The organism is Sporosarcina sp. FA15, from assembly GCF_051550195.1.
Classification (GTDB): domain Bacteria; phylum Bacillota; class Bacilli; order Bacillales_A; family Planococcaceae; genus Sporosarcina; species Sporosarcina psychrophila.
In genome coordinates this window covers 4,014,482-4,029,524 of record NZ_CP188818.1, presented here as the reverse complement: position 1 = coordinate 4,029,524, position 15,043 = coordinate 4,014,482, and the positions used below count along the sequence as shown (strand labels likewise).

Genomic DNA, 15,043 nt, shown 5'->3' with positions numbered 1-15,043 from the left:
ATATCAATGAACTCCTTGTAATAACAGCGGAACCATTTCATCAGATGGATCCATCTCCAACAAACGGCAGATGAGAGGCGCTACTTGAAGCTGAGAAACAACTTCTTCATAGACAGCTGGTGTTACTTTACTTGAAAGGATAAATAGCGGTACCTGCCGATCCTCATTCGTATTACCCCCATGATTTCCATCGTCGGTCATCCCATGATCAGCTGTGACAACGACTTCATAGCCCTGCTCAAGACACCGTGGTATGAATAACGACAGGTAACTATCAACTGCTAAAACACGATTACGATACTGTTTTGAATCTGCTGTATATTTATGGCCATCGTCATCTACATTCATCGGATGGACATAGAGAAAGTTCGGTTTTTTTTGTTCGAGCAACCATGCAGCCTCTGCGAATAAATGACTATCGGGATAATGATCCTCAAAATAAAACAAGCCATTCTCAATCGGCTGTTCTGTATCCATTTGAATACGATCCTCAAAATGATTAAACGGACAACGATTATATAACTCACTCACCCAGTAATAAGCAGCCGCAGCAGTATTCTTCCCGCTACTACGGGCTAAGTGAAATAAACTTTGCTGCTTTGATAATCGTTGTGTAAAATTACTCACCACGCCATGAATGATTGGCGGTGTACCTGTTAATATCGTTTCATATAAAGGACGCGATAACGATGGTACTTCTGATTGCACTTTATAACGTGCAACACGATTACTTTCCACTAAATGCTGCATGAACCCCATATGTGTACAGGCCGTGTCATAGCGCAAGGCATCCACAACAATTAATACAACACCATTATTTGACATGAATTAAGACTCTTTCCTGCCATAGTTGCGGAATTTGTTTTGTTGTCTCTTCCCAAGCTTTTTGATCGTCAACTGGCTTGGCATTTGCGTACATTTCCTGCGGTAATAACAAAGCCGTCACTTCTTCTGTCAATTTTACATTCTCACGAATCGGACGTGCAAACCCTTTTGCTAGGTTTTCTTGTCCTTCATCCGATAAGATATATTCACGTGTCAACATTGCAGCATGCGGGTTTTTCGCGTATTTGTTAATAACCGTTGCATAACCTGAAATAACTGATGCTTCTTCCGGTATAACGACTTCATAGCGCGTTTCTTCAATTTGACTACGATAACCTAGCGAATTGAAATCCCACATAATTGCTACATCAATTTCACCTTTTTCAAGATTCGCAACAGTTGGATCTCCTTTTAAACGACCTTGCTTCGCCAATTCAGCAAAAAACTCAATTCCCGGTTCCAGATTCGATTCATCTCCACCGTATGCATATGCCGCTGCTAGAATAGCAAACTGCGCTTGGTTCGCTGTTAACGCATCTCCAATACTAACGACATAATCGCCATTTTTTATGTCATTCCATGATTTCGGTGGATTTGATACGTTATTATTATCTGTTAAAAATGAAATTGTGCCTGCATAACCAACAATCCAATGGCCCTCATCATCTTTTGCCCAATCAGGAATGTCATCCCAATAGCTTGTTTTATAAGGAAGTGTTAGTCCTTTTTCTTCAGCAATTGGTCCAAATGCAATTCCAACATCACCGATATCAGCCGTCGCATCCTTTTTTTCCGCTTCAAATTTAGCCAATTCTTCAGCACTCGACATGTCTGTATCTGTATGTGTTAGGCTATACTCTGTGCCTAGCTCTTCCCAAGTTTCCACCCAGTTCGCCCATGTATCCGGCATGCCGACCGAATTGATTTCACCTTCTACCTTTGCTTTCTCAATAATTTCATCCAGTTTCAAGTCGTTTTCTTTTTCCACAGAACTGGTCGTAGAATCTGTAGAACACGCGGTTAAAACCGATAATGCAAGTATACCTATGAGACCTTTTTTCATGATGCACGTAATAGACATTGCGTAAAACCTCCATTTGTTTGTTTTTCTTTTGTTTGTATTTGCTTGCATCTAATACTTTACAATCCAAACATTAAGCAAATGTGAGAAAGAAGTAAATGTTGTGTAAAGCCTATTTTCAGACGATAAAAAAGACCCACCCTTGATTAAGTCAAAAAATACCCCCTACTTCAGTAAGCAACTAAAGTAGGGGGTTCTTTGTTAATTCCCAAGGAGAAGCGGATAATGGTTGCTCTTTGGCAGCAGTTCCTTTTTCAAGGCAATGGTTTCGTAAACACTTAGATCCCGACACAATAAAACTCCTGCTCCCCTTTAATGTAAGATGTATCACTTATTATCATTGGATAGTTCTATGGTAATATTTTGTTGTCCTATTCTCCCCCCCAAAAAAGTAAAAAGTATAACACCCATAAGCAGCATAGATACAACAATTATTAAAATCACTTTGTAATCAATAAATAATGGACCCGGGTCCACTAAAGACAAGATAAGTGTCAGCAACACGCCCACGAAAGTACCCATCGCTAAGCCAATGATTATAAAAAGAGTAACTTGTGTGAGAATGATTTTTTGAATACCTGCAGGTTTTATTCCCATTGTTCGTAAAATCGCAAATTCTTTTCTCTTTGAATAAATAGTATTAGCCAATGAATTAAATACTCCTACTGTTGTTGAAAATACTAATACAACAAGTACCATAATAAAAATTGCCCAGCGTTGATAAAACATCTCTGCAGATTCTTTCAGAACCACTTCATAACTATTTATTTTAAGTTCAGGATATTGTATCTTCAAATTCTCTAACTGGTTAACCGTTTCTGTTACATTGCTGGCATCAACGAATAATTGCTCAAATATCGTAGATTCATCGTTAAAACTTTGATTACTCCAGTCCATATACATTTCAGTATCGCCCAATAACTGGTTAGACAATGCGCCTATCGTATAACTTCCTTTTGATTCCACAGCTTGCTTTAGATTCGAATACAGTCCTAGTTCGATGTTATCACCTTGCTTTAATTGGTGCTTCTTCGCAAGTTTTGTTGAAATGACAACAGTTTGGCTAAACGTTTGATTCATCAACCTTGGAAATAGCTTTTGTTCTTGAAATCTTTTTAAATCCACAAGACGAAAATCAAAGGATTCAAATGTATCGCCTACTTTTAGATTTCCTAAACCAAAGGTACTGACTGTGTATGTTTGTTCTACAGTTGGTATCATTTCAACTTTTTCACTTAGCTCTACCGGGTTTACCTTTGTTTCATAACCCAGTCGACTTTCAACCACGATTGGCGTTGGAAACTGACTCTTTAAGTACTCCCCTGATCCCTCATGTATAGTTTTTAACATTACAGATCCAAATACAGCAATAATCATTAATGAGCAGATTGTTAAAATAACAACTGTATTTTTCTTCACTTGCGGGATAATATTTTTAATCGCTACATAGGATTCCCGACCAAGTAATTTTTGTCCCCAAGTGAGTATCCACTCAAAAAGTTTCGTAAGATAAATTGGAAAAACTAAAAATAGGGCCACTAACATCAAAAGGGCTGCTACCAGTATCAAGAAAACACCATTTCCCCCATTTGCAGGAATAACCTGACTACTAATTATTAAAAATAAAATGATGCAGAATAATACTTTGAAAGTAATAAGTCGTGCTTTTGAATAACCAAAGTCGAGTTTTTCATTTTGCTCCATAACTTTTAGGGGAAGAATTTGAGCGCTTCTGTATGTTGGTAACAATAGAAACAATTGAATGACTCCAAAACAGCAAGTCGCTATGATAAAAGCAGTGAAGAAGTGAAATCCAACGGTCGAAGGAGGAAGTGAAAACCAGCTTTCCATCCAGCCAAACAGTAATTTTTGAGTGATAAATGCCGAGAAGAATCCCAGTAGTGCACCTATGAGATTGATAATAGTGCTTTGAATAAAGATTAACTCACTCATTTGTTTTGTCGTCGCACCAAGTGATCGCATGATAGCAAATTGATTTTTCATCTTATAAAGCAGTAATTCGAAATTAGATATGATCAATAACGATGTAACGAGTAAAACTAAAACAGATAAGATAATGATGAATACACTTAACGACTTCAAATTATCCTTGATAAAAGAATCCTGTTCAGTAATCTCGATTCGCAATTCCCTGTCAAGCATTTTGAAGTCATCAGCTAAACTAAACAAATTCGTTTCTTTATTGGCCTTTACTAAAAGATAAGTAGCTTCTGAATCTAAATCCGCTATTTGCCGTATATATCTTTTAACTGTTTCATTACTTAATATCAAGATATCTGGTGAATTAGCTGAAGCAGAGAAGTTATTAATTACTTCAACTAAAGTAAAAGGGCGATTCTCTATTACAATCTCGTCTCCAACTTTCAACTGCAACGCGTCTGCAAGTCCTCTATTAATAATTGCCGTTTTTTCGTCTAGTGGAATCGAGAAATGATAACGACTTTTCGCTAAACTATCATTCTCAAGCCCTATTGTGTAGATTTCTGCTCCTAGTTGATTGAGGTTTAAATTCGTGATAGAGACTTTAGAGAGATGCTTTACATCTTTATGCGATTGCAGTTGTTGGACGAACTCATCAGATATGATTTTCTCCTGATTGGGATCATATCCAACCGATAAGTCCATGTCCCCATACAATGTCTTCAAATCAGTTTCAAGTGTATCTTTAGCGCCCATTGAATATAAAACCATGGTGATTACTAATGTCGTAGCGATTGCAATGCTGAGAATTGAGGAAAACACAATAAATTTATTTGCCCGAAACAGTCGAAGTGCAAGACCTTTAAGTGAATACATTACTTTTTGCTTCTTTCTGTAATGTTTTTAAATGCTTGAAGTATGTAATCCAAATCATTTTGTTTTCCGCATACATAATCATCAACAATTTGACCATCATGAAAAAACAGAACACGGTCTGCATATGTGGCAACAGTCGGGTCATGTGTCACAAGCAATATACTGTGTTTAAATTGCTCTTTCATATTTACCAAAATACGCAAGATTTCAGTAGAGGTATTAAAATCTAAGTTACCTGTTGGTTCATCCGCTAACACGATCGGAGGTGCTGTAATAATTGCTCTACCTATCGCCACTCGTTGTTGCTGTCCTCCCGAAAGTTGAATAGGTCGATGCTTATTCCAACTCGTTAATCCCATAAGTTCCAGCATATCCTTCACTTTTAATTTTATCGTTTCTTTATCGACATTTTTGAGAATCAACGGAAGGCCCATATTTTCTTCTACCGATAAGTCTTTCAGTAAATTAAATGATTGAAACACAAATCCAATGTTTTCCTGCCTGTAGAGAGAAGCAGAAGGTTCACGGAAAAGGTCTTTATTATACTGTCCATTAAGCCTAATTGAACCTGAAGTGGGTTCATCAAGAGCTCCTAATATATTCAATAAAGTACTCTTTCCTGAACCACTCGTTCCCATTACCGCAATCATTTCACCTTTATGTAGCTTGAAGGACACATTTTTTAGTGCTTCCACTTCACACGCTTCCCCGATATATTTTTTTGTTAACTTCTCAACATCTAATACTATTTTTTCAGTATCCATATTTCACCTCTGGTATTATTTTATTAATTGAATCAATTTGATATTGTTCAATATTAAGCTTCTAAATTTCCGTCTCTGCTTTGTCTTGGTGTATCTTCTTTATAACCTCGGTATAAACGATAGCCCCTGTATCAATAAATTTGCGATCGATTAACTCTTGATTCTTCACTATTTCACTTACATCTAACTTATTATCATAGTAGTCAGGTATAAACTGAAGCTCATCATCCTTTTAATTTAGAAAATAGATGATTGGCAGAGTAAATTTCTTATTTAATAAGTCGTTTTTTTCGTTCCATATTCTTATGTCCATTAAATCATTATTAATTTGCCCTATTAAACCAATCAATTCGGAGTAAACGACTATCTCTTCTGGATAGTCGTTAGTTGCTAGGACCACACCAACTAAGCAAGCGAGAGCAACTAACGAACCCTATTTTTCTAAAGTCATTTTGATGTAGTCAGTTTCATTCCTACACATATTTAAAAGATCCATATGTTGACCGTCTATCGATCGAAGCCCATATTTCAACAGAATAGATACAGCACTATATTTGTTTTTAAAGCCTGTATTCCTTATAATATTTGCACTCAAAAAAAGGAGTGCTGTCGTTGCATTCAACGCTAATTTAGACTCTGTTGACCATGGCTTGTCTTTAAAATAATCATCTTCGAAATCATCTAGCATATCAAAGGATAAAATTAAAATTTCTACTGCTGCAGCAACCAAGTAGATTTCTTCCGTTTTTGTCCCGTTAAATTGGTTGTAGTGCAAAACGAGCAATTCCCCAAAAGGAAATCCTTGTTTTGATTGATAATCAACAAACTCTAAAAGCTGTTCTTTCAATTTATTTTGCTTAATTTGTTCATAAATAACTTTCTCTATTGATTTCCTTATCATATCAGACTCAATGATACTCAACTGCTTTCTCCCACTAATACCCAAAGATGGTTTTTTCGACCTACCACCGACTGAATTATAGCACATTTTACCTAAGTTTTCACCACAATATGACTTACGTATATACGTAAGTCATATTGTGGTTTTCGAAACCAAAAGATTCTCATCTAAAGAGATACCCGCTGTAAAATGTCCTTATTCAGTTGAATAAATAAAAGGCCCGCCCTTATCACAAAAGGCAGGCCATCATTCATTCCAATTCAGTCTGTTTCGTTTCTGTTCCTAAAAAGACAACGGCTATCACACCGATAATAATCGCGCCACAGAAGATACCGAATACCAAATCGAATCCGTAACCTGCCGCAAGAAGTGTACCGATGAGTAACGGTCCGAATATACCTCCAATACGGCCAACCGCTGCCGCCATTCCAGATCCTGTTGCCCGGATTGCAGTCGGATATTGTTCTGGCGAATACGCGTACAAAGCTCCCCAAGCACCTAAGTTAAAGAAAGATAACAATGCACCTGAAGTGAGAAGCAATGGAAGTGTTTCTGCGTTACCAAAGAACAATGCACTTGCTGCAGTTCCAAGAAGATACGTGGCAAGAACAAATTTCCGTCCTGCTCTCTCGATTAACCAAGCAGCTGTAAAATAGCCTGGCAATTGAGCAAGCGTCATAATAAGAACGTATTTGAAGCTATGAATCAAATCAAAGCCTTTCATTACCATAACACTTGGTAACCACAGGAACATGCCATAATATGAAAATACTACCGTGAACCAGACGATCCAAAGCATGAGTGTTCGTCGTGCATACTTTTTCGACCACAGTGTTTTAATCTTTTCTACAGCTGACTGTTTCGGTTTGCCATCCAGCTCAAACTTCGGAGAATCCGGTAATCTGCGTCGAAGATAGATGGCGTAAAATGCCGGTAATGCTGTAATAATTAACGCAAGTCTCCAGCCATAGTTCGGAATAACAAAGTAGGCGATGATTGCGGCTAGCAACCATCCTGCTGCCCAAAAACTTTCAAGGAGCACGACAACACGCCCCCGTTCATGCGCCTCAACGCTTTCAGATACTAATGTCGATGCGACTGGCAACTCGCCACCAAGTCCTGCTCCGACAAAAAAGCGGAGGATCAGAAAAGCAGTAAGCGTCATCGTCAACGCAGATAATCCACTAGCCACAGAGAACAGGACAAGCGTCATCATAAATACGTTTTTCCTACCGATTTTATCCGCAAGCATTCCAAATCCTAATGCACCAACTGCCATCCCAATCGAGTTGACGCTGCCTATCCAACCCATTTGAGATGGCGTCAACTGCCATTCTACTGCAAGTGCCGCGATAACGAACGACAGAATTCCGACGTCCATTGCATCGAACATCCAGCCCGTTCCCGCAAGCCCTAATAATTTATTTCGGGAAATTTCCTGTTTCTGTTTCTTCATAACGTCTCTACCCCTCGTAGTGTAGTGTGTAACCTGGTGTCTTTACACCTGTCATTATACCTTACACACCGAATCCACACAAAGGTTTTTTTTTACGCGACAAGCACGAGACTAACAGCCATTACCGCCATTCCAGCCATAAAACCGTAGACCGACAAATGCGCTTCGCCGTATTCCCGAGCAGCAGGCAGTAATTCATCGATTGAAATGAATACCATAATTCCTGCTACAGCAGCAAAGATAACGCCGAACATAATACCGTTCAAATAAGGCATCAAAATAAGATAGGCCACAATCGCACCAACTGGTTCTGCCAATCCAGAAAGAAACGATAACTTAAATGCTTGCTTACGATTACCCGTCGCAAAATAAATAGGTACGGCGACAGCAATCCCTTCTGGAATATTGTGTATCGCAACTGCGATGGCAATAGCAATTCCAAGCGTAGGGTCTTGCAACGCCGAAGTGAATGTTGCAATTCCCTCTGGAAAGTTGTGTATGGCAATAGCGAGGGCTGTAAACATACCCATTTTTTTCAGCTTGGCATATTCGTCATTCGTCGGACCTGCATTCACGTCTTCTACACTCTTTACCTCATGCGGATTCCCAATCGCAGGAATCAGACGATCGATAATTGCAATCAACAGCATTCCGCCGAAAAAGCCGGCAATTGTCACCCAATAGCCATTGGTTAAGCCCAAATCTAACACAAGTGCATCTTTAGCTTTTACAAATATTTCGACAAGTGACACGTAAATCATAACGCCCGCTGAAAATCCGAGGGCTATCGAGAGGAACTTTGTATTCGTCCTTTTTGTGAAAAATGCAAGTAAGCTACCGATTCCCGTTGCAAGTCCCGCAAAAAGAGTAAGGGCGAATGCAAACAGTACATTTCCATCCATGTATACATCTTCTTTCTATTTCTAGGTTAGAACTATTGTATGCTATGAGTTTCCCTAACTCAACATCTGGCCTGTACTATTTTCATGTTCAACAGGAATTCTTTATTTTATCAATAGCATTCCTTCATCATCCAGACGAGCAAAAACACCCATTTCATTGGCTGTAAATGTATAAGACCTATTTCCAACATGAATTTCTGTTCCCGCATGCGCATGCCCAATTGTGATATTCCCTTTTTCTCCTGTTCGGACAACTGTCTTAATTAAGTTTACGGACCCTGTATTTTGGAGGGATATTTTATTGGCTGCGATGATTTCCCCACCGCGGCAAACACCACGCACTTTTATATCGTGACCTGCTGTAACCGAACTATGATAAAGCCCTTTCGAGGTCACCTCAATATTGCCATTACTATATAACACGCTATTAATAGCATAGGGTACTGAAAGGTATAATTTCGGAGCTGCTTTCTCACCATACAATTCCACAAGCGTTTTTACTTCCCCGATTAAAAGTTCGAAACCACCCATGTCTTTCAATTGCTTATTTTCAGAAGTTATAAATACCTCATATAATTTGGCTGCCATTTCACTCCATTCTACCGGCAACTGGAGAGAATGATTTTTAACTTTTTGGAGGAAGTGCCTATTCAAATCTTGGAATGCCGTATATTTCTTTTCGAGCAAGAGCCTAATAAGATGGTTCAACTCAGCTGAACTGAGGCTATCGTCCGTCTCTCCCCGTATCAGGAGTATCTGTTGGATTGCAGCTTGAATTAGTTCCAGATACCCCTTAATTTCACTAAGTTGAGTTGTTAGTTCTCCTATTATAAACTCATGTTGCCCGACGCTAATTGTGGAGGAAAAAACATTCCCTTTTACGACAGCCGATTTCATGGCATGAATCGTCGCTTTCGTCACAGCCCCCCCTATGTTAACAGTTCCTGTCGCCCCCACGAACATTGAAGGTTGTATATTCCCTTGTATACTTACGTTCCCCTCAAAGCGAATATTTCCGCTCGTCATATCGACTTCCCCTTGGTGATGAAATTCATGATTGACATCAATTTTCACAAGCTTATTTCGCCATTCCACGGATGGTTTCCCTGAAATCGCTGCAACAATATCATTGTCCACCTGTGTTACATTCACACCAAGACGCAGGACAATGTCATTCGCCTTTTTCACAGGGATCGCTTTCCCAAGAAGGCTACTGCCTGGTGTTCCCTGAACCGGTGGTATATAGGTTGCAATGACTTGTCCAGCTTCTACCGACACAATCAGGTTCATCTCATGAAAATCCACCTTTTCCAATTCCCCCGGTGTTTTTTCCTGATAGTCGATATGCATTTCTAAATCGCCATCCAGTCCTTCAATTGGAGGTACCCCTTTTGCCACAATCGTTTCAAACGGTTTGATCGCGTCCGTCACTTTCTTGATAGCCGGGAAGAGCAACCCTTTTTGTATGCCTAATGATTTCAGGTGCTCAACAATTACTTGAGGGTCTAAATCATTGTAGTACTCAATTTCCTCATCTGCTTCAATATGAAGAACTTGTTCGAACTCCGTATCGCGTAAAGTGTGCTTCACCTTTTTCCCAGGTGTGAAAATAAGCATGGCAAGCATGTCATGCTCAATCAATTGAATTTCAAAATGTGGTGGAATAAGCCCATCGCTTACTGTCACTTTTACTTTATCTCCAGGTGAAATAATTGCTTGCCGCTTTATTTGTTTTCCATTGATTGAGAAATTAACATTTGAACCAGGAACGACTATGGGGTATTTTTTACCTAAAAACTGTATATCAATCTTTTCATTGCTAATACGTGCCCCAGCTACTTTACTAATTGTTGATGACAGGCCACCCAGAGGCTGGGCATCGTTCCATTCCCGATTCGTCCCTTCTGTTGGTACTAATCTATCGAAATATTGTTCGATTGCCAGATTCCGATCTTGCGTCTTTGTCGTAGCGGTTGGTGATTCTATGATTTGTGTAACATTTACTTCAGCCAGCGTTTTTCGTAAGCCAAAAAGATTCTTTCGCGGATTCGACAACACTTCAATATGGACTTCTTCCAATTTCAATTCTGTAATCGATAAGGCTAGCCGGACAGCTTCCTCAATCGTTTCTGCTTTTACCGTAATAGATTTCCCCATATCTTCCCCCCCATTTCAAATCTAATTTCCGTTTTAGGCTAGTACATTAATCTTATCATATTTTTCTGTATTTTCTATCATTATACCCAGTGTTTAGATAGTAAATGTGTAAATGCGACCTAATTCGCTAAGTGTTGTCCACAGGCCGATAGTTTTATATTTTTCTATACAACAAAAAAAGAGCCGGTTCACTTTTCAGTGAATCGGCTCTCTTGCTATTTTTACAATACCGCTTCGACTTCTTTAATCATTTCTTTCACAGATTGAAGTCCGCCACCAGACAGGTACCAATAGTCAGGATCTAAGTAAATGATTTTACCGTCTTTATAAGCGTTTGTTTTCTTCACAAGGTCGTTTTCAATTGAATCTTTTGCACTTGCATCGCCGCCAATCGCAGCGTCACGGTCTATAACAAAGAGAATGTCTGGGTTTGTTTCAAGGATATATTCGAATGTGATGCTTTGACCATGAGTCGATACTTCAAGTTTTTCATCAGCTGCTTTAAAGCCAAATACATCATGAATAATACCAAAACGTGAACTCAGTCCATAAGCACTTACTTTTCCTTCATTTCCAAGAATGATCAATGATTTCGCATCGCTCTTGCTTGATTTTTCATTAATCGCTGCAATTCTTTCGTCAATGTCTGCAAGTTCTGCTTTCATTTCATCTTCCTTACCAAAGAGTTCAGCAACCATTTCCATGTTTTCTTTGAATGACTCCATGTAGTTTGTTGTATCCACTCCTACAAAGATTGTTGGAGCAATTTCACTTAGTTCATCGTACATAGCAGATTGACGTCCTGAGATGAGGATAACATCTGGTTTCATTGCATGGATTGCTTCAAAATCAGGTTCTTTAAGACCGCCAACGTTTACATACTTTGAATCTTCATATTTTGACAAGTATGAAGGAATGTTCTTTTGTGGAACACCTGCTACTTCAACGCCAAGCTCGTCTAGCGTGTCAAGCATACCAAAATCGAATACGACAACTTTTTCAGGATTTTTTTCGACTGTAGTTTCGCCAAGGTCGTGCGTAATTACCATTGGTTCTGCTGTTTCAGTTTCTTCAACTTTTGGCTCTGTTTTGTCACCAGTTGTTTTATCGTCTGTTGCATCTTCGTCTTTCGATCCACAAGCTACAAGTACAGCCATTAATGCGAACAACATCATTGTCATTAGTATTTTCTTCATCATTACCATCCTTTTAGTTGTATTGTAAGTTTAAACCTCTTTACTTGAATCGATTTATAAACTCCAGGTAACTACACTTTTCTTGATTAAGAGTCGAAGTACACACATATACGACAATTAGCCATTTGTTTAATTGGAATATCCATATCGTAGATATCCTTTAATGCATCAGAAGTGATGATTTCATCTGTCGGACCGTCTTTGACGACACGTCCCTCTTTAAGCGCAACAATCCGATCCGAATAAACGGATGCGAAGTTAATGTCATGTAAGACGATGACAACTGTTTTCCCTAAATCATCTACAAGTCTTCTCAATATTTTCATGATCTGGACGGAGTGCTTCATATCCAAGTTATTCAGCGGTTCATCAAGCAATATATAATCCGTATCCTGCGCGATAACCATTGCGATGAATGCCCGCTGGCGCTGTCCACCTGACAGTTCGTCGAGGTAATCGTCCTGCATATCCATTAGATCCATATAATCCATCGCTTGATTGACGAAACGAAGATCTTCGGCCGTCAGCCTCCCCCTTGAATGTGGGAAACGACCAAACGACACTAGTTCACGAATTGTTAAACGGACGTTCATGAAGTTCGACTGTTTCAAAATCGAAACTCGTTTTGAAAAATCGTTCGATTTCATCTGTTTTACATTGTCTTTATCAACCAGCACTTCCCCCGTATCTGCATCTAGCAGACGGCTTACCATTGATAGAAGTGTCGATTTACCAGCACCATTCGGTCCGATAAAAGACGTGATTTTTCCGCGGTGGATATTCACGCTTACTTTTTCAACGACCGCTTTTTTACCATAAAACTTCGATAGCTCACGGACTTGGATCATGTAGATCGACTCTCCTTTAATAGTAAGTAGATGAAGTAAATGCCGCCGATGAAGTTAATAATGACACTGAGAGTCGTCGAGAACGTGAATATTCGTTCAACAACCCATTGTCCCCCGACAAGCGCGATAATACTCATAATAGACGCACCCGCAATAAGGATGCTATGCCTATACGTTTTGAAAAACTGATAGGACAAATTCGCAACGATCAAACCAAAAAATGTGATTGGACCTACTAGTGCAGTTGAGACCGCTATTAAAACAGAAGATAGGATTAGCATGGTCTTGACGACTTTGTCGTAAGAGACACCTAAGTTAAGTGCGGTGTCCCTTCCAAGTGACAGAACATCAAGTTGGTTGAAGTATCTCCATCCAATGACGAGACTGATGATAACGATGGCAAATGCCCACCAAACAAGTTCACCGCTGACGTTGTTGAAACTGGCAAACATCCTATCCTGTACAAGCATGAATTCGTTCGGATCAATTAACACTTGCAAAAATGTCGATATGCTTCCGAAAAATGTCCCGACGATAATTCCTACAAGAAGCAGGAAATAAATTGGGCGTTTGCCCCCCTTGAATAAAAATCGATAGAGGATAAGCGCGAATACAACCATTGCAGAAACAGATATTATAAAATTCACCTGTTTATTGACGATTATCACATGACCCGAACCAAGGAAGAAAATGATTGCGGTCTGCAACAATAAGTACAGTGAGTCAAGACCCATAATACTCGGTGTCAAAATACGGTTATGTGTAATTGTTTGGAAAATGACCGTTGAGTACGCGATTGCAACACCCGTGATGGCCATTGCCATCACTTTGATACCGCGGCGCGGTAACGCATAGTCAAAGCTTCCATTTAACCCTTGGAAAAGATACAGAATACAGAATATAGCTGCGATTACAGAGAGAATGATGAGTTTCGTTGAGTTACGCATAGGCCTTCCTCCTAAACAATAAATAGAGGAATATTCCACTGCCAATAACGCCTACCATCAAACTAATTGAAATCTCATACGGATAGATAAGCACTCTACCTAAAATGTCACAGACAAGCAGGAATATCGCGCCTAGCAGTGCTGTATGAGGCAATGTCTTCTGTAAATGATCTCCTTTAAAAATAGAAACGATATTCGGAATGATCAATCCAAGGAAGGGAATCATTCCGACCGTCAAGACGACGGTAGTGGTAATAAGCGCAACAAGGATTAGTCCGATATTGACGATCCGCCTATAAGCAAGCCCGAGGTTTTTCGAGAAATCTTCACCCATTCCCGCAACAGTAAACCGGTTTGCGTACAAATATGTGATGATTAGCACGGGAATGCTTATGTATAGAAGTTCATAACGTCCTTTCATAATCATCGAAAAATCACCTTGTAACCATGCCGACATATTTTGAATGACGTTCGCTTTGTAAGCGAAAAACGTCGCAATAGATGACAAAATATTACCGAACATAAGCCCAACTAACGGAATGAAAATCGCATCCTTGAATTTGATACGGTCAAGGATTTGCATAAACAGTAGCGTGCCGGCAAGCGCAAATACAAATGCGACAATCATCTTTTCAATTGTGGATGCGTTTGTGAATAACAGCATCGAAACAAGAATCCCGAGCCGTGTCGCATCCAAAGTTCCTGCTGTTGTCGGTGAAACGAATTTATTTCGGCTCAGCTGTTGCATAATGAGACCTGCTATACTCATCCCTGCTCCTGCAAGAAGAATAGCGACAAGTCGCGGCACGCGGCTGATTAGAAAAATTTCGGTTGCTTCCGATTTAAAATCAAGCAGACCCATTGGCGTAATATGGCTCACTCCAACAAATAGCGATAGGAATGAAAGACTGATAAGTGCGATGACTAAGTAACGTATCTTCATGGGTATCCCCGATATCGATTATTTACTACCAATTGAGAATCCGTTAATGAAAACAGTTATCAATTAGCGCAAATTCAATTATAGCATGCTAGAAACAACTGTCAATGAATAACTGAAAATCATTATCAGTGAGAATACAAGAACAAGTAGGCTACCCTTGGCTACCACTTTTCATATAGTCAGTCATGCGAGTTTATGGACGGTTT

12 protein-coding genes are annotated in these 15,043 nt (G+C 39.4%); all 12 read right to left on the bottom strand.

Going from position 1 to position 15,043, the window contains the following annotated elements; translation table 11 throughout:
- Window positions 1-3 precede the first annotated feature (3 nt).
- The 12 genes from ACP8HG_RS19130 to ACP8HG_RS19075 all read right to left on the bottom strand — a co-directional run bounded on the left by ACP8HG_RS19130 (window position 4) and on the right by ACP8HG_RS19075 (window position 14,837).
- The gene (locus tag ACP8HG_RS19130) at window positions 4-825 is read right to left on the bottom strand and encodes an alkaline phosphatase family protein (protein WP_438297643.1); all 822 of its coding nucleotides are present in this window, start codon (window positions 823-825) and stop codon (window positions 4-6) included.
- Window positions 815-1,906 (bottom strand): ABC transporter substrate-binding protein, encoded by a 1,092-nt coding sequence (locus tag ACP8HG_RS19125; RefSeq protein ID WP_438297641.1) that lies wholly within the window; start codon window positions 1,904-1,906, stop codon window positions 815-817. Before ACP8HG_RS19125 ends, ACP8HG_RS19130 begins: the two co-directional genes overlap by 11 nt.
- A gap of 327 nt (window positions 1,907-2,233) precedes the next feature.
- Window positions 2,234-4,723 (bottom strand): ABC transporter permease, encoded by a 2,490-nt coding sequence (locus tag ACP8HG_RS19120; RefSeq protein ID WP_438297639.1) that lies wholly within the window; start codon window positions 4,721-4,723, stop codon window positions 2,234-2,236.
- The gene (locus ACP8HG_RS19115) at window positions 4,723-5,487 is read right to left on the bottom strand and encodes an ABC transporter ATP-binding protein (protein ID WP_438297637.1); all 765 of its coding nucleotides are present in this window, start codon (window positions 5,485-5,487) and stop codon (window positions 4,723-4,725) included. The genes ACP8HG_RS19120 and ACP8HG_RS19115 overlap by 1 nt, the downstream gene beginning before the upstream one ends.
- A gap of 433 nt (window positions 5,488-5,920) precedes the next feature.
- Window positions 5,921-6,409, bottom strand: a complete 489-nt coding sequence (locus tag ACP8HG_RS19110; protein WP_438297635.1) for a hypothetical protein — start codon at window positions 6,407-6,409, stop codon at window positions 5,921-5,923.
- 229 nt (window positions 6,410-6,638) lie between these two features.
- Entirely contained in the window at window positions 6,639-7,844 is a 1,206-nt protein-coding gene (locus ACP8HG_RS19105; protein WP_338653794.1) for an MFS transporter, read from the bottom strand.
- Window positions 7,845-7,936: 92 nt separating this feature from the next.
- On the bottom strand, window positions 7,937-8,746 hold the full coding sequence (gene zupT, locus ACP8HG_RS19100) for a zinc transporter ZupT (protein WP_187046529.1): 810 nt from the start codon (window positions 8,744-8,746) through the stop codon (window positions 7,937-7,939).
- 102 nt (window positions 8,747-8,848) lie between these two features.
- Complete coding sequence (locus ACP8HG_RS19095; protein WP_438297632.1) at window positions 8,849-10,903, bottom strand: flagellar assembly protein A; 2,055 nt, start codon at window positions 10,901-10,903, stop codon at window positions 8,849-8,851.
- A gap of 221 nt (window positions 10,904-11,124) precedes the next feature.
- The gene (locus ACP8HG_RS19090) at window positions 11,125-12,099 is read right to left on the bottom strand and encodes a siderophore ABC transporter substrate-binding protein (RefSeq protein WP_338653797.1); all 975 of its coding nucleotides are present in this window, start codon (window positions 12,097-12,099) and stop codon (window positions 11,125-11,127) included.
- 86 nt (window positions 12,100-12,185) lie between these two features.
- Window positions 12,186-12,947, bottom strand: coding sequence for an iron ABC transporter ATP-binding protein (locus ACP8HG_RS19085; protein WP_067205137.1), 762 nt, complete (start codon window positions 12,945-12,947; stop codon window positions 12,186-12,188).
- A complete protein-coding gene (locus tag ACP8HG_RS19080; protein ID WP_067205134.1) occupies window positions 12,944-13,894 on the bottom strand; it encodes an iron chelate uptake ABC transporter family permease subunit in 951 nt (316 codons plus the stop codon). Before ACP8HG_RS19080 ends, ACP8HG_RS19085 begins: the two co-directional genes overlap by 4 nt.
- Window positions 13,887-14,837: an ABC transporter permease gene (locus ACP8HG_RS19075; RefSeq protein WP_067205131.1), complete on the bottom strand. Its 951-nt coding sequence runs from the start codon at window positions 14,835-14,837 to the stop codon at window positions 13,887-13,889. Before ACP8HG_RS19075 ends, ACP8HG_RS19080 begins: the two co-directional genes overlap by 8 nt.
- Window positions 14,838-15,043 lie beyond the last annotated feature (206 nt).

What these genes read in the sequence shown, in the direction of transcription:
- ACP8HG_RS19130 (WP_438297643.1), bottom strand. Translation starts at nt 825, where the DNA reads ATGTCAAATAATGGTGTTGTATTAATTGTTGTGGATGCCTTGCGCTAT.
- ACP8HG_RS19125 (WP_438297641.1), bottom strand. Translation starts at nt 1,906, where the DNA reads ATGTCTATTACGTGCATCATGAAAAAAGGTCTCATAGGTATACTTGCA.
- ACP8HG_RS19120 (WP_438297639.1), bottom strand. Translation starts at nt 4,723, where the DNA reads ATGTATTCACTTAAAGGTCTTGCACTTCGACTGTTTCGGGCAAATAAA.
- ACP8HG_RS19115 (WP_438297637.1), bottom strand. Translation starts at nt 5,487, where the DNA reads ATGGATACTGAAAAAATAGTATTAGATGTTGAGAAGTTAACAAAAAAA.
- ACP8HG_RS19105 (WP_338653794.1), bottom strand. Translation starts at nt 7,844, where the DNA reads ATGAAGAAACAGAAACAGGAAATTTCCCGAAATAAATTATTAGGGCTT.
- zupT (WP_187046529.1), bottom strand. Translation starts at nt 8,746, where the DNA reads ATGGATGGAAATGTACTGTTTGCATTCGCCCTTACTCTTTTTGCGGGA.
- ACP8HG_RS19095 (WP_438297632.1), bottom strand. Translation starts at nt 10,903, where the DNA reads ATGGGGAAATCTATTACGGTAAAAGCAGAAACGATTGAGGAAGCTGTC.
- ACP8HG_RS19090 (WP_338653797.1), bottom strand. Translation starts at nt 12,099, where the DNA reads ATGAAGAAAATACTAATGACAATGATGTTGTTCGCATTAATGGCTGTA.
- ACP8HG_RS19085 (WP_067205137.1), bottom strand. Translation starts at nt 12,947, where the DNA reads ATGATCCAAGTCCGTGAGCTATCGAAGTTTTATGGTAAAAAAGCGGTC.
- ACP8HG_RS19080 (WP_067205134.1), bottom strand. Translation starts at nt 13,894, where the DNA reads ATGCGTAACTCAACGAAACTCATCATTCTCTCTGTAATCGCAGCTATA.
- ACP8HG_RS19075 (WP_067205131.1), bottom strand. Translation starts at nt 14,837, where the DNA reads ATGAAGATACGTTACTTAGTCATCGCACTTATCAGTCTTTCATTCCTA.